Source organism: Snodgrassella sp. B3088 (assembly GCF_026535815.1).
Taxonomy (GTDB): Bacteria; Pseudomonadota; Gammaproteobacteria; order Burkholderiales; family Neisseriaceae; genus Snodgrassella; species Snodgrassella alvi_E.
In genome coordinates, this window is sequence record NZ_JAFNPG010000011.1 from 90,140 (window position 1) to 108,535 (window position 18,396).

Sequence of the window (18,396 nt, forward strand, 5' to 3'; positions counted from 1 at the left end):
AATGCTACGTTTTATTTAAAGTTAATTCGGGAATAAATTATGAAACGTACTTATCAACCATCCGTTACCCGTCGCAAACGCACTCATGGCTTTCTGGTTCGCAGCAAAACACGCGGTGGACGTGCTGTACTGGCTGCCCGTCGTGCCAAGGGTCGTAAACGTTTGGCTGTGTAAGCACAAGAATGGATTATCATTTTGGCAAAAAATATCGCCTTTTAAAAACGGATGATTTTTCATCCGTTTTTGCGTTACGTTGCCAGAAAAGCCGTGCTTGGATTCAGGTGTTTCATGCACGCAATACACTTGGTTTTCCGCGTCTGGGTTTGGTAGTGGCCAAAAAAGTGGCCAAACGAGCCAATCGGCGCAATTACATGAAACGTGTATTAAGAGAATGGTTTCGCCTGCACCGGCATGAATTGCCGCCGGCAGATATAATCATTCGTGTACGCCAGCCCTTCCGGCATGCGGATTATGCTGGTGTAATCAATACTTTACAACAGTTGCTTGTGGCAGCTGACGGGTGTAAAGCAAAGTCGCAATGAAATATTTATTGCTGGGTCTGATTCGGTTTTACCAGTATGCCATCAGCCCGCTTTTACCGCCCCGTTGCCGCTATAGCCCGACCTGTTCGCAATATGCAGTACTCGCTCTGCAAAAATACGGGGTATTCAAGGGTGGCTGGCTGGCAATCAAGCGCATTTGCCGCTGTCATCCTTGGGGTGGTTGCGGTCATGACCCACTTCCTTAGCGAATACACACGGAATACACTATGGATTTTAAACGATTACTGATATTTTTTGTGCTGACCATGGCCATTTTGCTGGGTTGGGAAAAATTATACCCACAACCCGAAAATCATCCAGCGGCACAACAAACATCATCTACGAGCAATGCAGTTTCCACTGGCGTGGGAGCTGAGGGTGCATTAAGTAAAACTGAGCCAGTTACGGTCACTACGGATACTGTTAAGGCGGTTATTGATGAAAAAACTGGCGATTTGCGCCAGCTTACACTGACTAAATACAAAGCTACCAGTGATGCCAGTAAGCCATTTGTGCTGCTGGATAATGGTGCGGATGGCCATCAGTACATTGCCCAGTCGGTATTATTAAACCGTCAGGGTGATTATCAGTTTAAAAATCTGATTTTTACTGCGCCGCAAAAACAATACACACTTAATGGCGACAAGCTGGATGTGCGTTTGACAGCAGCAGAACAGAACGGTGTGCAGGTAAGTAAGATTTATACCTTTACTAAAGGTAGTTATTTGATTGGCCTTCGCTATGAAATTGCCAATCACAATGCACAGCCGCTGCAAATGGATGTGGCCTATCGGGTTTTGCGTGATGACAAGGAGCCGGAAGGTACTGGCTATTTCGATCACACCTATACGGGTCCGGTGCTGTATACGCCCAATGGCAAATTTGAAAAAGTGGCTTTTAAAGATCTGGACAGCGATTATGCTTCCGGTCGTGACCGAGCAGACTATCAGCGTAAAACCAATACCGGCTGGATTGGTATGACCCAGCACTACTTTATGACTACGTGGATTCTGCAGCCGAAAGAGGGCAGCAGTGTTTGTGGCAGCAATGATGACTGCAAAATTGATATTCGCAAACGTAGTGATGGCTTATATTCGGCAGGTGTGCGCGTACCAGTAAAAGATATTCCCGCTAATTCCAGTGCTAGCTTCGGCATTTCTTTATATTCTGGTCCGCAGATTTATTCAGTGATTACTAAGGTTGCTGATCATCTGCAGATGATTAAAGATTATGGCAAGGTATCGCTGTTTTCTTCGCCGTTATTTTGGCTGTTAAACTGGTGGCATGGACTGGTACAGAACTGGGGCTGGGCAATTATTCTGCTGACGCTTACAGTAAAAGCTATTCTTTTCCCGCTTACTCATGCTTCATATAAGTCCATGGCTAAGATGCGTGCTGTAGCACCTCGCTTGCAGGCATTGAAAGACCAGTATGGCGATGACCGCATGCGTATGCAGCAAGAAATGATGTCGTTGTACAAAAAGGAAAAAATCAATCCTGTTGGCGGCTGCCTGCCTATGCTGTTGCAGATACCGGTTTTCATCGGTTTGTATTGGGCACTCTTTGCTTCGGTAGAATTGCGTGGTGCTCCATGGATTGGCTGGATTACCGATTTGGGACGTCAGGATCCTTATTACATTTTGCCGGTATTGATGGCACTGACCATGTATCTGCAAACCTTTATGAATCCGCCTCCTACGGATCCGATGCAGGCTAAAATGATGAAAATCATGCCGGTAGCGTTTTCTGTGATGTTCTTCTTTTTCCCTGCCGGTTTGGTACTGTACTGGCTGACGAACAATATTTTAACGCTAGCACAACAATGGTTTATTAATAAACGTATTGAACGGCAGGCGAAACTGCACCGCTCATTGGATGTATGAGTATAGCTTGTTAGTAAAAAGCACTTCAGTTTGAAGTGCTTTTTATTTGTTCAGTGCTTCAGAGACATATCGCCGGTGTAAGAGTTAATCATTAATGAGTTTGTCTATATAAATAGTTTGAAGCTGCTCTTATATTTTCTACTGTGAGCATTGGTGCACATTTATGATATTCGTTCAGGTATTTTCATAAATTAGTTTATGTAGAAAATATGCTTGCTTATTTTTTTATAAGCTGATGTGTATTAAATGTAATCAGGTACTTGATTTCTAGATGAAAAAAATAAACAAAAATACTTATGGTAGGGAATTAAATTTAATTTTTAATGGAATGCATCACTGACCGTTATCGGTTTTTTGGCTTGAGAATCGCGATAAATGTTTTTTGTATTCAGATTTTTATTTATCAATAATCAATTTGCATATTTATGTTTTATTCTTTTAGGAGAAAAATGAGATTGGTATGAATAGTAACTTGTTCGGGTAATTACAGTAAATTAAGATTGTCGGAATTTAGTAAGTCTATCCGACTTTAGTATTGCAATGATGGTCGTTATATCTGCTCAAATTTGCTTTTGGCTGGATTAACTCCTCCAAATTGAGCTATGAATTTTTTATTTTTAATATCTCTTTTTTACGTTAGTATTATTATTAATACTATCATATTTTATTTTAAAACAAGCACTTCTGTCTGAAGTGCTTGGTGATTATTGCGCATATTTTATTACGGATTAGATGATGGATAGCTTGGCTTAATTGTGATTAAGTTATCAAACTTAATCATCATTGCTTTAAGCCTTAAAACTGATGCGCTGAATTAGCGATAATGCTACCGAAAATGGCTAGGGCAATTATATATAGTATTATCGTTATTGCCACGACTATCAGGTATGCTTTGCAAAAATTAGAGCGGTTAGGATTGCCGTTGCCACTAAAAGCCCAGACTAAAACCATGATCAGATTGACAATGGGTATGCAAAACACGATAAACATTATGAGCCAGTCCCCAATAGACATGACTGGCGCAAGGTTGCCTGAAGAAGAGTTGAAAGTGTTATTTTTTGTTGTATTTTGCATAATTATTCATTTCAATAGTTAATAAATGTTATTAAATATTAACACATTTAATATTGTAAATGAATATCATTTTGAAAAACTTGTAAATTTAAGGCGTGACAGACTGAATGAAACGATATAGTGTCTATCACGCCTTTTAGTCGTTACTGTACGTAGGTAGTGGTTTGTTGTGTAGTAGTGGTAGCTGTTTGTTGAACAGGGTTAACACGAATTTCTACACGGCGATTTTTGGCACGGCCTTCCACTGTAGCATTGCTGGCAATTGGATTAGCAGAACCGTAGCCTACTGCGCTAATACGATTGCTGGCGACGCCACGGGCGCTCAGGAATGTGGAAACAGACTCAGCGCGACGTTGTGATAATGGCCTATTGATATTGTCATTACCGGTGCTGTCGGTATAACCAGCGATGGTGATATTGGTATCCACATATTTAGCCAGAATCTCAGCTACAGAAGATAGGGAAGATGTGGCGGCGCTGCTTAATTCAGAGCTATTAGTTGCAAATGTGATGTTTTCTGGCATGGTGAGTTTAATCTGGTCACCTTCGCGCTGTACTTCAACATTTGTATTAGCCAGTTTTTGACGCAATAGTTTTTCTTGGTAATCCATATAAGCGCCGATGCCAGCACCGATAGCACCACAGCCCAGAGCAGCATTACGTGCACCTCGGCTATTGTGGGTAATTGCACCAACGATTCCGCACACGGCAGCTCCACTTAGGCCGTAAACAGCGGTTTTGCTGGCATGGGTTTGGCCGGTACTAGGATCGGTAACACAGCCAGTCAGGGCTAAGGTAGTGGCGGCAGCGAGTGCAGCCAATGGTTTCATGATGGTCATACTTACTCCTTCTCTTAAAATTTGATTATGGTTTTCACATGTATGTTTTATGCTATCTATAGCAGAAAAGCAAGTGAGGGAGGGAGGAGGTGCGCAAACTGAAAATATTCTGTCCGGTTTGCATATCTGTAATTTATTTTGTAGCAATGCTGGTTTAAGCGACAAGTTTACTGCGCTATATTACAATTTAGTCTTATTTAAACGTGTTTGAGGCTCGTTCGCCCTTGAAAACGGCCAGTTTAGCCTCATTCAATTAAATTACCTGTATTCAGGGCTACTATCAGTCACTTTGGAACCAGACATGCTCAGCTTGTATAACACCTTAACTAGAAACAAACAGAAATTTACACCGATTAATCCACCACAGGTGCGTATGTATGTGTGTGGCATGACCGTTTATGATTATTGCCATCTGGGGCATGCACGGGTGATGATTGTGTTTGATATGGTGGCGCGCTGGATACGTGAGCTGGGCTATAAGCTTGATTATGTGCGTAATATTACTGATATAGACGATAAGATTATTAATCGGGCAAATGAGCGCGGCATCAGTATTTCTGAACTGACTGATTATTATATTCTGGCTATGCATGAGGATGCGGCTGCTTTAGGTGTGCTGCCACCAAACCATGAGCCGAAAGCCACACAGTATATTGGACAGATGATTGCCATGATTGAAGAGATCATGGCAAATGGTAAAGCTTATTTGGCTGAGAATGGTGATGTATTTTATGCGGTACGTGAGTTTCCTGACTATGGCCAGCTGAGCGGTAAGAGTTTGGATGATTTGCGCGCTGGTGAACGAGTGGATGTGGATGGCTACAAGCGTGATCCCTTGGATTTTGTGTTGTGGAAAGCGGCCAAACCCCATGAACCGGCGTGGGACAGCCCGTGGGGACGTGGTCGGCCGGGCTGGCATATTGAGTGTTCGGCTATGAGCAAAGCTTTGTTGGGTGAGAATTTTGATATCCACGGTGGTGGAGCTGATTTACAGTTTCCTCACCATGAAAATGAGATTGCTCAGAGCTGCGGTGCAGAAAAACAAGGTTGTTGCACGGAAAAAAATCACTTTGCTAGCCATGTAAAATATTGGCTACATAATGGGTTTATTCGTGTGGATAATGAAAAAATGTCTAAATCCCTTGGAAACTTCTTCACTATCCGCGAAGTGTTGCAAAAATACGATGCAGAGGTGGTGCGTTTTTTCATTTTGCGTGCCCATTATCGCAGTCCTTTAAATTATTCTGACGCACATCTTGATGATGCCAGAGGCAGTTTGACGCGTTTGTATACAGCATTGAAAAACACAACAGCCGCAGATGTTGAAGTTAATGCGGATTTAAATGATTATACGCGCCGGTTCTATGCTGCAATGAATGATGATTTTGCTACAGTGGAAGCTGTTGCCGTTCTATTTGAACTGGCCAATGAAATTAATAAAACTCATGATGCGCAATTGGCAGGGTGCTTAAAAGGGCTGGGTGGTCTGCTGGGTTTGTTACAGCGTGATCCGGAGGCGTTTTTGCAGAATGAAGTGGGTGAAGGCGTACAAGGTCTTGATAATGCCACCATTGAAGCGATGATTGCTGCACGGCAGCAGGCGCGTGCAGAACGCAACTGGGCAGAATCAGACCGTATTCGCGATGAGCTAACGGCTGCCGGTATTGTGTTGGAAGATGGTGCTAATGGTACAAGCTGGCGCCGTGCCTGATTTTTTCTTTATCTAAAACAGATATTCTTTATCTAAAACAGATATTAAAGAGACTATGGATCTATTCTGAATCAGGGGCTTGACAGCAGTATTATACTTTTAATGTATGGTATGTTTTGAATCTGGTAATAAGTGCATCTTTTTCACAGGTCATCTGTGTAATATGGCTGTTCTGTGTGCTGATTTACTTGAAAATTTTACTCATGCGAGTATAATCGCCCGATTCCAGACATCCGTTTCAAGAGGTACAGGCACATCCCCTGTGCCCGCTTAACTAAGGACGATACTATGAATAACAGCATTCAACCTAACTACCACGACGTAACTGTGACTTGCTCCTGCGGTAATACTTTTGTAACTAAATCTGCAATGGAAAAAGATACTTTCAATATTGAAGTATGCTCTGCTTGTCATCCGTTTTATACCGGTAAACAGAAAATCGTTGACTCTACTGGTCGCGTGGACAAATTCAATCAGAAATACGGCAATATGTTCAAACGTTAATCTTGTTTGCAAGATATTGCACCCAAAAAGACTGCCATTATGGCAGTCTTTTTTAATAGTAAATTAATTTGCCTTTTATCCGATGGGATATTATCAAAATTTTTTTTCAAATTTCTTTACTCACTTTACTCATACGATCAAAAAAATCAAATCTATCTATTTTATATCCGTTTTATTTACGCAAAAATCCTCAGAAACATGAAATTTCTGAGAAATTTTTAATTAAGGCAACCTAACTACTGGCTATTGTATTGCAGTTAAGAGGCTAAATGCTCATAGTTACTGCGTTTGAGCAAAGGAATCAAATGTTCATAAATACTCTCTGCATCGGGAGAGCACGTTACCTCTTTATCGACAAGGTGTGAAAATCCGCCATCTTTACGGTCATACTCTGTTGGCGTAATCGTGATCACATTATTCGCCAATTTAATTATCACACAGGCAGTCTCTTTTTCCAGCCTTCTAAAATTTTTATAGCCAGCAAAGCTTAAAAAGGCCTTGTTATATGAATCTTCATCTTTTACCCATTCTTGAACGTCAATAAACTTAGAAGTATTGGTTATCTTTAATACAAGTTTACCTAACAATACCGGTATCAGCTCTTTTGAAATACGCGCTCTGACGTGAGAATGGACAAGACCAGGACCGTAATTATCATGAAAGAATCCTTGTATAATCACAGAATCGTCAGGTAGTATATATAAATTACATCCCTTTGCTTTCGGTTCGTGCAGCATTTTTCTACTCCTTAATTTATGGTATGGATTGTACTATTACAGAAATTCCTGACCAACGAAAAGCAGCCTATCGCTGAATTTGCTCATGCATTTAAGCCTGTTCTACATTTGCCGCATCATTTTCAGTTACACTAAGTAATATTTTTTTGCAGTGCACTAAGCGCATAATATGAATACTATTTCCGTAGTGTTATTTCACTATCATCTAAATTTCTTTTCATTATTTCCTCGCTCCCATTTATAAACCATATGATATGGAAAATCTTTATCTCAAAGCACTTTAATCTTTTCTATTTTAAAACCTATTGCTCCGCTATAAGCATCATTTTTCCTTTAAAATCATAGTTAATCCTGAATAATTGACGATCTCCAGACATTTCCACACCTGTACCAAAAATAGCTCCTGTTTCATTTTTTCCTGGTCCACCAAAACCAAATGATAGTTTTACAGGATGTCCATTGACTTTATCTAAACGAAACTGAGATTGTGCCTGAGGTAACATTGTTGATTTATATAATATATATAATTTCAAATATTTAACGTTCAATTTTTGATATATATCCAGCTCCCAACCTTGGTTCTCCTATAAGTTAATGCTTATGTTTCATACCTTATAAATTGAGTACCTGCATCAGAAAAATCAAATCCCTTGTATGCTACTGCACTGGCAATTGTATTTTCCAATAGAGCATATTTCCTCCAACAACACCAATCATTCGAACAGTAAGGAGTACATCTAAAACAGCATTAATTTTATGGTATACGTTAAGTATTCTTTAGGCTGTATTAAATAAATTCAAATTTAATTGGATATTAAGCCATGTCATAACATCGCCCAACCCCATATATCCGCTTGGATCGAATTTATTTACCGGATCTACACTAGTATGAATATACTTATGCAGAGCACTAAGTGTTTTATTTTTACCCTCAAAATCATTTTTACTAATGAATCTTTTTATCATAAAAGAATGTTTTTATTTTTGCATTTAACTAGCGTTGATTTAGTGTCTGGTTAATCAGCAGCCATAACCAGCTGACCAGTACAAAAGGCATTGTCAGTACCGGAAGTGAATAGGGTTTCAGAAGAGTAGTAAGGGCAGACTGAGTAAATACGGTGAGAATTATAGCCAGTAAAATATATAAATTGGTTTTACTGTCTGGTGAATTGCTGAAGGTAATCAATGTAATAGCAGTTAATACCGCATTGAATGAATAAAGCCCCAGTGTAATAAGCTCAAGTTGACCTCCGTACAGTAGGGCGATGCCGATGGCAAGGATTGAACCGATTATGGCATATAGGGTGATTCGGAGGGAATTAACAGCCAGAGCGATTAAAAATGTTATTCCCACCAGTGTACTGTTGAATAAAAATACCTCAGCAATGCCAAGAATGCTGTTTGGCAGCAGGTGCAACAGTGTAAAGCTGGTAATGTGTGCGGTAGCGGTATCTGCCTGTACTCGTGACAGCGCTGAAAAAGAAGGAATTGCCAACAGGAATATCCATGTAATCAGGATGAAGGGCATGGTCAGACAGGGTAAATACCATTGCTGTAATATTGTGCTCAGGGCTTTGGTAATGAAGACCGAAAGTATGGATGCCAGCACGATAGTGCACCATAAATAGGGTGAATTTTCACAAAACGTAGCTAATGCAATGCCTGTCAGACAGGCATTAAAGCCATAGATTCCTTGCTGCCATGCTTTTACATTAAGCTGATACACATAGGCCATGATGTTGGCGCTGATTACGGCCACTAAACTGGCTACTCCAATAATTGGTTTGCCGGTAAGGCACCCTCCCATCTGTACCCCTAGCAGAAAAATCAGTCCAGATAATGCATTGTTTTGGAGCATGACCTGACCGTAGCTGCGGAGAATCACATCGGTAAAGCGGATACAGTGGTTGTGGTTGCATAATTGATGCCATTGCGCTGCTACAGACATTGTTTTCATTCGTTTTCTCCTTTATTAATATTTCGGTTCAGTAGGTTAGACTGCTTTTATACTGTTTATGCGTAGGTAAATGTTCTGGTAATGTGGGATGGAAATAAATATACGATATTTAATGCTGGTTGGGCGGAAAATTTTATTTTTTAAGAGCTTGAAATATTTGATGATGAAAATGTTCCTGCCAAATTGAGAGTATGCTTTTTCAGTGCTGTTGTTTGGCTTTAGTTCTTTATTGTTTAGTTTGTTTTTTAATATTACATGTTTATAAGTTTTTTATTTGGGCAGGTAAGTAGTGCTGAAACGTTTAAGAATCTGAAATTTAAAGCAAGTAAACATTGATTGGTTGGTAAAATCAAATTCAGCTTAGAAAAGTTGAAGTTTGTACTAAATTTGCATTTTGAATAATTTTTGTAATATTAAAGAAGAAATGATTAAAATATTATTTCTAAATTTAATTAAATAGGCTAAAGATGTGACTATTCTAAATCTGTATCTGGCCGTCAGGCTAGCAGTGACACGGTACAATCAGAAAACAATTTTGCTCTGAGTAACACGCAAAATAATTAAATAAGCTAAACCAAGCGATATCTGCTTTCTAAAGTTGCACCTATACTGAATTGGTTGATATTAATAAAGAATGGGCTCTTTCAATTATAAGTATGTGATCAGTGAAATTAAAGGCAAACTGGATTTAACCAAAAGTAAAAAATGACAGCTGAAAATTTGAAGATTGTAGTGGCAGAACTGCCATCTCAGTTTTATTTTTCTATATAAATCTAGCGATGATTTTGTATTCTGAAACTTTCAGCATTATGCTTGGTATTAAGTAAGGTTGATAATAATTGAAATGTGCTGAAATGAGCTTAAATCGTTCTCCGTGGTAGGGATGGGCTTTATTATCGCTGTTTTGGGATGATTTTTAAAACGCAGTTTTATTTCATGATGCATGTATCAGTCAGACCCTGGTTTTCTGCTTTGGAAGTTATTGCAATGAATTATCCGTTTACTTGGAACCGGAATAGTGTTTGTATATGCACAACTGTTGCCAGTAATAGTTGTATCTATGTTATTGTTTAATACTGGCTCGTTTCTGATTTTGTTTAGAAGAGTGGCTTCCAGCAACGGGAATTGAATGATAAAAATATTAAGAAGAAAGAATTTATGCAGCCTCATTTGAATTCAGTGGGCACACCTTTATTTTATGGGGTGTTTATCGTCATCATAATTGTAATGATAGCGATAGATATGCTCACGCTGAAAAAAGAAGGCGTACATCGCGTTAGCACTAAAGAAGCGCTGCTGTGGACATGCGTCTGGATTGCTGTTTCACTTGGTTTTGCTGTCTGGCTCTATTTTGAGCTGCTGCATAATCCGATGCTGGGCAGTGAGGTGGCTGCTGATTCGGTGATGGATTTTCTTACTGGCTATGTGCTGGAAAAATCGTTATCGGTGGACAATATTTTTGTCTTCGTGCTGATATTTAGTTATTTTAAGGTGCCGGCAGAGTATCAACACCGAGTGCTATTGTACGGAGTATTGGGGGCAATTGTCCTACGTGCTGTGATGGTGGCTTTGGGTGCAGTTCTGGTCAGCCGCTTTGAGTGGGTGCTGTATCTGTTTGGTATATTCCTGCTTTATAGCGGGATTAAGCTGATGCTGCCGGAAAAAGATGAGAATAAAAGTTTGGCTGATAACCCACTGATAGGTTGGCTGTACCGCCATATGCGTGTAAGTGAGCAATTTAACCGTGAGAAATTTTTTACCATCGAAAACGGTCAGCGCATGGCCACGCCATTATTGCTTACATTGGTAGTGATTGAATTGAGTGATGTGGTTTTTGCTGTAGACAGTATACCGGCTGTCTTTGCTGTGACCACTGACCCGTTTATTGTGTTTACTTCGAATATTTTCGCGGTGCTTGGTTTGCGTGCGATGTATTTTTTATTGGCCAATGTGGTTGAAAAATTTGTTTTTCTCAAATATGGGTTGGCCGTGGTTCTGACTTTTATCGGTGCCAAAATGCTGGTGGCAAAATGGTGGCACATTCCTTCTTTTGCTTCACTGGCTGTGGTATTTACTGCTTTACTGCTGGCGATTCTGGCTTCATGGTGGAAAACCAGAAAGCAGCCGCATAATCTGTAGACGACAAAGGAATTTTTCACAATAGCCCGCTTCAGCTTATTTTGAATGTTAATACACACAATAATGGCTGGCGGGCTGATACTCTGTAAGTAAGCTAAAAACAGAATGAAAAGCTCAGGCCAATTTGTCTACAATTTCACTTACTCGAGCTACGTAGATTTTTACAGTTTCGATATCACCGGCTGGAATCTCATCGACACTGGCATCGGCTGGTGTCTGAACCATTGCTCCGATGGAACCTCCGAGTACATTTACATCATTGCGCGCCGCTTCTTTGGAGTTAGCCGGCAGTAGTCCGAGACTTACCCAGATGCCGCCATGCTGTGCTGCCAGTGTCTGCATCCAGATTAAGGTTACTTGTTTGTCGCCACTAAAACTGGCACTGTTGGTGAAGCCGCCAAACACTTTATTTTGCCATGCCCGCTCCGCCCACAGGCCGGATGTGGCGTCGGCTACTTTCTTAAACTGCCAAGGTACATTGCCCATATAGGTAGGTGCGGCAAAGATAATACCTTTGGCCTGATGCAACTGCTGCCACTGATCATCATCCAGCTCGCCATTGGCATCGATTTCTACCAGTACAGCATCGGTATCGGCTGCAGCTGCCTGAGCAATTTTAAGTGTATGGCCATAACCGGAAAATACCAAAATAGCTAGTTTACTCATGTATCTGTTCCTTATGATTAATTACCAAAACAGCTTAAGCGGGTGGCGCTACTATCGCAAGTATGATTCAGGAAATAAAAACGAGGATTATTGCCTGACAGTAAACTATCAATGCTTGGGTATAAAATTCTTTACAACCCGGTAATTGATCCAGAAACGACCCTTTGCAGACTCAGATGAAAGACTATATTGCACAGTTTAGTTGCATACTTGATAACGCAGTAAATAATTGTTAAACTGAATTAAATACATAATCATGTCTGAAACGTTTCAGGTATGAAAAGAAAACCTCGCCTGATTTCATCTGAAATATTGGTGTACAGAAGCGCGGTAGCATTCACATCAGGCACACAACCATTTCCAGATAGTTAAACACAAAAGATTGTCTCAAAACCTGCCCGAACTGCAGCCATTCATTTGTATGCTTAAGGGCAGCAAACGTGGTGTAACTTCTATAAATGAAAGGTAAATATATGGCGTACGCAAGTACCAATCCCTACACCGAGCAACAGGTAAAAGCATTTTCTGATACCACCGATGTTGAACTGGAAACTGCTTTGAATCATGCAGATGCTGCTTTTAAACAGTGGAAAAACACTACGTTTGCCCAGCGTGCGCGTGTTTTACAGAATGCTGCTGATATTCTTCGAGCCAATATTGATGAATATGCCCAGTTACTGACACTGGAAATGGGTAAACTGTTTAGCGAAGCTAAAGCTGAAACCGAGCTTTCTGCGCAGATTTTTGAGTATTATGCTGTTCATGCTGAGCGTCAGCTTCAGCCGGAAGTGTTGCCAGTTACTTCCAACAAGGGCAACCGTGCTCGCATTGAGTTTGCTCCACAAGGTATTATTTTGGCAGTTGAGCCGTGGAACTTCCCATATTATCAGATTGCCCGTATTGCAGCCCCGCAGCTTGCTGCCGGTAATGTGGTTGTGCTGAAACATGCGTCCAATGTGCCGCAATGTGCCGCCAAAATGGCTGCCATGCTGTTACAGGCTGGTTTACTGGATGGTGCGTTTCAGAACCTGTACCCAACGCATGCACAACTGGCAAAAATCATTGCCGACCCGCGCGTACGCGGTGTAGCCTTAACCGGTTCAGAAGGTGCTGGTGCTATTGTGGCTGCACAGGCTGGAGCAGCATTAAAAAAATGTACTCTTGAGCTTGGTGGCGCCGATGCATTTATCGTTCTGAATGATGCCGATATCGAAAAAGCAGCCAAATGGGCTGTATTTGGCCGTCACTGGAATGCAGGGCAGGTGTGTGTGAGTGCCAAACGCATTATTGTAGAAGAAGGTGTTTACGATCGTTTCCTGAATCTGTACCGCGAAGGAGTGCGTCAGCTGCGCATGGGTGACCCGATGGATGCCGCTACCACACTGGCACCGCTATCTTCTCGCTCTGCGGTGACTGGTTTGCAACAACAATTGGATGAAGCGGTAAAACTGGGAGCTCATGCTGAAGAAATTGCATTGGATATGCCTGCTCAAGGCTGTTTTTTCCGACCGGTTATCCTGACCAATATTCAGCCGGATAATCCGGCACGTCACTGGGAATTTTTTGGTCCGGTTTCTTCTATTTACCGCGCCAAAGATGCAGCTCATGCCATTGAAATCGCCAACGATACCCCATATGGCTTAGGTGGTTCTATCTTTACGTCTGATGAAGAACGCGGTGCCAAACTGGCTCAGCAGATTGATACGGGTATGGTCTTTATTAATCATCCCACCATGGTTAAAGCTGATTTGCCGTTTGGTGGCGTGAAACGCTCCGGCTTCGGACGCGAATTGCTTGATTTAGGATTAAAAGAATTCGTGAATGCTAAACTGGTAAGTATTGCAGACATCGACGCTGAATTCTAAATTTGTTTGAAAACTAACGGGGCTGCTGGACAAATAGCAGCCCCGTTTTTTATTTTTAAGATAATTCTTTCACAAATATTTTGTCTGAATAACATTGGGCCAACAGCCATCCAAACAGAAGTGTTTAAAAGATGAGACAGATATATTACTGAAATGTAATATAAATGTAGCATTGTGGTAAAAGTCAGCCAACTTATCCTGCTCCAATCATTTTTCAGCTAAAGTAGTTTAATGAACTTCATGTGTACCATCATGTTGATAATAATTAGCTTTTTAAAGCGTGCCAGCAAATAGACAGGAGGCAGTATGCTAACCATAATCGCCGCACCCACTACACAAGACTTTGCTAATCCGCGCCTGAGCGAAACTTATAGCCAGCCGCAATTTCTGACACAGAGTGAACAGCTGGTACAGATCTGCCGCAAACTTAGCCTCAAACAATTAGAAGAAATTATGCACATTAGCCCGCATCTGGCTGAAGTGAATCAGCAACGCTTTCGCGATTGGAAGCCGCCATTTACCCTCGATAATGCTTTACAGGCTATCTTTGCCTATGGCGGTGATATTTACAATAGTCTGCGCGTCAGTGAATTATCATTGCACGAACTAGACTACATGCAGAAAACGGTATCCATTCTTTCTGGACTTTATGGTTTACTGCGGCCACTGGATTTAATTCAACCGTATCGTCTGAGTATGAACGTGCGACTGGAAAATCCAAAGGGAATCAATTTGTATCATTTCTGGCATGACATTCTCACCAACCATTTGAATCAGATTGAAACCGATACCATCATCGACTTAGCCTTTGACAATTATTTCAAAGTAATTGATAGCGATAAACTGAAAGCCAAAATAATTAAACCTGTATTTCTCGATGAAAAAGCCGGTAAATACATGAATGTCAACGCCTATGATAAAGAAGCGATGGGTTTGATGACTCGCTTTATTGTGCGAAACAAACTTGAGTCGTCTAAAATGCTGCATGAATTCAGCGACCATGGTTACCAGTATTGTGCAAAAGAATCGAATGAACACGAGCTGGTGTTTAAACGTTCTGAAAAAACGGCGCAGCAGTATCAAAATCGGAATTAATTTCAGCATCCGGATACTAACGGCTGAAAAAGCGCGTAAGTTACACATAAAAATGTGGTGGTTGCAGTAGATTTCGGTACAATCCCCGCTTTAAACCATATAGAGATCTGACCATGTCTGAAACAACGCCGATTTGCCCGCAATGCGCTAGTGAACAAAATTACTTTGATGGCACTTTTACTGTTTGCCTCGAATGCGGACATGAATGGGATGCTAATAGTACAACTTCAGCCACACAGGAGCTGGATGTCAAAGACAGTAACGGCAATCCGTTAGCCAACGGTGATGATGTGATTCTGATTAAAGACCTCAAGCTTAAAGGCAGTAGCACCGTATTAAAAAAAGGTGCCAAAGCCAAAGGAATCCGTCTGGTTGAAGGTGACCACGAGATAGACTGTAAAGTAGACGGTATGAAAATCATGCTCAAGGCATGCTTTGTTAAAAAAGCCTGATACACTGAACGATAGAAATACCGCCAATCTAAGTGCCTAAACAAAGCATTGTAGACTGGCGGTTTTTATATGTGGATCATTTAATTATCCACAAACTGTTATTACTGCTTAGTTATCCACAGTATCAAGCCCCGGATCAACTACAGCATACACACGGTTATCAAGCTTATCCGCACTGATTCTTTGTAAAATTATCCGCGCTAACTCTGCTCTATGAATATAACCCTGTACCTGCTGCTGATAAAAACACTTGCCAGTGCCAGTAGCTTCACCTTGCGCCAGACCACCCGGACGCAAAATCTCATAATTTAGCGTACTGGTTTGCAGCCACACCTCAGCTAGAGATTTTTCTCGCACTGCATGTCCGAAAGCTTTTTTCGCACGCTCTGACATTGTTCCCCAAGTATCACCACAGCCCAATGATGTCACCAGCAGCATCTGGCCGATACCACATAGCTCTGCCGTATCAATAATCAACCGCTGTGCCAGATAGTGCGCGCCTGCCGAACCACCCAAGGTAGACACAATCACAGTATCCTGACCAGCTAGCTTGCACACTTCGCGCACACTGGATTCATTCGTGGCATCACCAACTATTGTTTCCACTCCTTGCTGTTGTAACTGGCGGGAAAAATCCTCATCCCGTACCAGTGCCACACAGCGCCAGCGACCGGCTTGTTGTAAAGCCTGCTGCAATACCTGATAAGCTGTGCCCATTTTTTGGCTTACCCCGAACAACAGTAATGTTTTCATCATTGCTCCTGTGTGGTGGCAAAACGCTGTGCCAGACTGCGGAACTTATTTAATTGTTCTGCTTTCAGCTGCCGCTGCTCATCTCGCCCCACAAAAATTTTAAACATTGCGTCACCATGCTGGTTGAGAAAAATAATCGACGCCGTAGCCATTTGCATAAAACTGCGTTCTACAAAAGCAATCTGCGCACAGTTTTCTGCGCGAATATGGCCGCCGAACCCCTGCTGATGTTGCAGATTGAAATAACCGGCACCATATTTACCTGCTGGTAGTAAACCCGAAAATTCCGCAATAATATCTGCTGTATGCACCAGAAAAGTAATTTCTCCCCATGATTGCACATCTTGCCACACTGCATCAAAGTGGCTGCCAGCGGTTATCACCACATCCGGTATTGCCTTAATCACCTCAGCCAGTGTCACCTGATATTGTTGCGCAATCTGTTCCAGCGTCCCTTCTGGATTGCTACGCATAAATAGTTGCAGATTATTGTTTTGTGAATGTTTTGTCATCGTTTTCCCTTAATCAAGTCAATTGGACTAAACGTATTTTTGTCACGACGTTGTGGCAAAACGCTGTATTGGTTTGCCGGTGGGGTGGCGTTGCATCATTTTTTCCTGCCACTCAATATGTTCAGGATTATTTAAAGCCAGCAGTAACTGCTGCAATGCTTGCAACAGATTACTTGACCAAAAACGGCCAGACGGCGTTAAACGCACGTAGCCCCTTTCATTGACCAGCAGACCAGCCTGCTGCCACTGCATAAGCAGCGGTTCCAACAATTCCGCCTGAGACGTTAGCGCGGGTAAATTCACCCGTCCCACTTCAATCCCTGCCTGAAGCTGATGTAACCAGCTACCCAACAATGATTTATCCGTTAGCATCATCAAAGGCTTTTTACCTGACTGCATCAGTGTATAGTATTCAGCCAGATCACGATGCAGCATAAACGAATGCCCATTTAAACGCCCACCTGCGCCGGAGCCAAAAGCAAAAAAATCTGCTCCCTGCTTAATTAACAGGTTATATAAATTTCGTTCACGCGTGGTTTTTGCCCAATGGCTGTTACTCAATTGCATCCAGCCCTGCTGGCGTAAAAATGCCTCACCTTGTAAATAAAAATCACATTTAGCTGCCACGGCCGGCAATTCAAGCTGTCCTTTATCTACTCTTCTAGCCAAAGGCGTAGTTGGCAGCAGATTCAATGCATACAAATCTAACCCGTCCAGCGGCAAAGCGGCGGCCAGCTCCAGATCAGGCTGCCAGCTTTGCACAGTTTGCCCCGGCAAACCGAACATCAAATCACACACCAGTGCCACACAGTCTAGCCGCCCAATACGCTCAAATGTCTCAACAATCTGCTCACGGCTGGATAAACGTCCCAGCTTCTGCCGGATATCCGTATCAAAAGTTTGCACACCGATAGAAAACCGATTCGCACCGGCGGCAATATAACTTTCTGTACGTGCCTCATCAAAATCAGAAATTCGCCCCTCAATCGTAATTTCACAATCTGGCGCCAGTGGCAAAGATTGTCTGAGTAAGCTGATAACCCGCGCCAGTTGGCCGGAGGGCAGAGCAGATGGCGTACCGCCCCCAAAATAAACAGCGTGAATCGGAGCAGACTGCATCACCGGATTATTCATTTCCAGAGCAATCTCAGCTAGTAAAGTCGTTATATACTTATCCGTATCAAATTTGCGCAGCAGATTCTGGTAAAAACCACAAAACTGACAATGCGTTTCACAAAAAGGAATATGAATATAAATCAGCCTTTTATTGCCAGATATTGGCGATTGCTGCAATAAAGTCCATTGCTTTTCTATCTTTTCAGCAGCTAAAGGCAAACTGGCACGTAATGGCATCATCGCCCATCTATCCTGAAACGGCAGCTCCGCAGAGGCGGCGTAAAAACGGCTTAAATCCAAAGAGTTCATAACACAGACATCAAATCAAAGTGTCAGGATTAAATAATAATTATTCTCATATGGCAATGGTTTTAAGTCAGCAAAATGCTACAACTTCCGCTTTATTGACACATATCAACAGACATAAAATTGCTAAGATACTGTTAGATGATGTACTAAAGTGCCCCTACCTGCATGCTTGATGAGCAACATGCGGAAAAAATAATGCGATTAAATTAGTGTAGCTACACTGATATTTCCAGACGGATTAA

18 protein-coding genes are annotated in these 18,396 nt (G+C 41.8%); 10 read left to right on the forward strand and 8 right to left on the reverse strand.

The features are described from left to right. Nucleotides 1-39 precede the first annotated feature (39 nt). The 4 genes from rpmH to yidC are packed head-to-tail and all read left to right on the forward strand — an operon-like array spanning nt 40 to nt 2,425. Nucleotides 40-174, forward strand: coding sequence for a 50S ribosomal protein L34 (gene rpmH / locus J3U75_RS08720; protein ID WP_004283944.1), 135 nt, complete (start codon nt 40-42; stop codon nt 172-174). An 8-nt stretch (nt 175-182) separates the two neighbouring features. After that, the gene (rnpA, locus tag J3U75_RS08725; RefSeq protein WP_267391577.1) at nt 183-542 is read left to right on the forward strand and encodes a ribonuclease P protein component; all 360 of its coding nucleotides are present in this window, start codon (nt 183-185) and stop codon (nt 540-542) included. Then, nucleotides 539-748: a membrane protein insertion efficiency factor YidD gene (yidD, locus tag J3U75_RS08730; protein ID WP_267391578.1), complete on the forward strand. Its 210-nt coding sequence runs from the start codon at nt 539-541 to the stop codon at nt 746-748. Before rnpA ends, yidD begins: the two co-directional genes overlap by 4 nt. A gap of 21 nt (nt 749-769) precedes the next feature. Next, complete coding sequence (yidC, locus tag J3U75_RS08735; protein ID WP_267391579.1) at nt 770-2,425, forward strand: membrane protein insertase YidC; 1,656 nt, start codon at nt 770-772, stop codon at nt 2,423-2,425. 1,217 nt (nt 2,426-3,642) lie between these two features. Here the strand turns inward: yidC and J3U75_RS11345 are convergent. Continuing rightward, the gene (locus J3U75_RS11345) at nt 3,643-4,338 is read right to left on the reverse strand and encodes an OmpA family protein (RefSeq protein ID WP_100151878.1); all 696 of its coding nucleotides are present in this window, start codon (nt 4,336-4,338) and stop codon (nt 3,643-3,645) included. Between the two features lie 301 nt (nt 4,339-4,639). Here J3U75_RS11345 and cysS point away from each other — a divergent pair, with 301 nt between their 5' ends. Both cysS and rpmE read left to right on the forward strand, forming a co-directional pair. Continuing rightward, nucleotides 4,640-6,049 (forward strand): cysteine--tRNA ligase, encoded by a 1,410-nt coding sequence (gene cysS, locus J3U75_RS08745; RefSeq protein WP_267391580.1) that lies wholly within the window; start codon nt 4,640-4,642, stop codon nt 6,047-6,049. A 288-nt stretch (nt 6,050-6,337) separates the two neighbouring features. After that, nucleotides 6,338-6,553: a 50S ribosomal protein L31 gene (gene rpmE, locus J3U75_RS08750; protein ID WP_100090964.1), complete on the forward strand. Its 216-nt coding sequence runs from the start codon at nt 6,338-6,340 to the stop codon at nt 6,551-6,553. Between the two features lie 257 nt (nt 6,554-6,810). On the opposite strand, the gene J3U75_RS08755 is transcribed toward rpmE, so the two are convergent. From J3U75_RS08755 to J3U75_RS08765, 3 genes are all read right to left on the reverse strand, one after another. Next, nucleotides 6,811-7,290 (reverse strand): contact-dependent growth inhibition system immunity protein, encoded by a 480-nt coding sequence (locus J3U75_RS08755; RefSeq protein WP_267391581.1) that lies wholly within the window; start codon nt 7,288-7,290, stop codon nt 6,811-6,813. Between the two features lie 302 nt (nt 7,291-7,592). Continuing rightward, nucleotides 7,593-7,793 (reverse strand): hypothetical protein, encoded by a 201-nt coding sequence (locus tag J3U75_RS08760; protein WP_267391582.1) that lies wholly within the window; start codon nt 7,791-7,793, stop codon nt 7,593-7,595. 491 nt (nt 7,794-8,284) lie between these two features. Beyond that, nucleotides 8,285-9,247 carry an urea transporter gene (locus J3U75_RS08765; protein WP_267391583.1) on the reverse strand — a complete coding sequence of 321 codons (963 nt, stop codon included), beginning with the start codon at nt 9,245-9,247 and terminating at the stop codon, nt 8,285-8,287. Between the two features lie 1,158 nt (nt 9,248-10,405). On the opposite strand from J3U75_RS08765, the gene J3U75_RS08770 reads away from it, so the two are divergent. Continuing rightward, nucleotides 10,406-11,386 carry a TerC family protein gene (locus J3U75_RS08770; protein WP_323811362.1) on the forward strand — a complete coding sequence of 327 codons (981 nt, stop codon included), beginning with the start codon at nt 10,406-10,408 and terminating at the stop codon, nt 11,384-11,386. A 114-nt stretch (nt 11,387-11,500) separates the two neighbouring features. On the opposite strand, the gene J3U75_RS08775 is transcribed toward J3U75_RS08770, so the two are convergent. Then, the gene (locus J3U75_RS08775; protein ID WP_100140719.1) at nt 11,501-12,052 is read right to left on the reverse strand and encodes a flavodoxin family protein; all 552 of its coding nucleotides are present in this window, start codon (nt 12,050-12,052) and stop codon (nt 11,501-11,503) included. 473 nt (nt 12,053-12,525) lie between these two features. Between J3U75_RS08775 and J3U75_RS08780 the strand changes: the two genes are divergently transcribed. From J3U75_RS08780 to J3U75_RS08790, 3 genes are all read left to right on the forward strand, one after another. Further along, on the forward strand, nt 12,526-13,917 hold the full coding sequence (locus J3U75_RS08780; protein ID WP_100140785.1) for an NAD-dependent succinate-semialdehyde dehydrogenase: 1,392 nt from the start codon (nt 12,526-12,528) through the stop codon (nt 13,915-13,917). 306 nt (nt 13,918-14,223) lie between these two features. Continuing rightward, on the forward strand, nt 14,224-15,012 hold the full coding sequence (locus tag J3U75_RS08785) for a YaaA family protein (RefSeq protein WP_267391584.1): 789 nt from the start codon (nt 14,224-14,226) through the stop codon (nt 15,010-15,012). A gap of 113 nt (nt 15,013-15,125) precedes the next feature. Then, nucleotides 15,126-15,464, forward strand: a complete 339-nt coding sequence (locus tag J3U75_RS08790; protein ID WP_267391585.1) for a zinc ribbon domain-containing protein YjdM — start codon at nt 15,126-15,128, stop codon at nt 15,462-15,464. Nucleotides 15,465-15,572: 108 nt separating this feature from the next. Here J3U75_RS08790 and J3U75_RS08795 read toward each other — a convergent pair whose 3' ends face one another. The 3 genes from J3U75_RS08795 to hutW are packed head-to-tail and all read right to left on the reverse strand — an operon-like array spanning nt 15,573 to nt 18,154. Further along, entirely contained in the window at nt 15,573-16,217 is a 645-nt protein-coding gene (locus tag J3U75_RS08795) for an NAD(P)H-binding protein (protein WP_267391586.1), read from the reverse strand. Further along, complete coding sequence (gene hutX / locus J3U75_RS08800; protein ID WP_267391587.1) at nt 16,217-16,729, reverse strand: heme utilization cystosolic carrier protein HutX; 513 nt, start codon at nt 16,727-16,729, stop codon at nt 16,217-16,219. The genes J3U75_RS08795 and hutX overlap by 1 nt, the downstream gene beginning before the upstream one ends. 42 nt (nt 16,730-16,771) lie before the next feature. Further along, nucleotides 16,772-18,154, reverse strand: coding sequence for a heme anaerobic degradation radical SAM methyltransferase ChuW/HutW (hutW, locus tag J3U75_RS08805; RefSeq protein ID WP_267391588.1), 1,383 nt, complete (start codon nt 18,152-18,154; stop codon nt 16,772-16,774). Nucleotides 18,155-18,396: the final 242 nt, after the last annotated feature.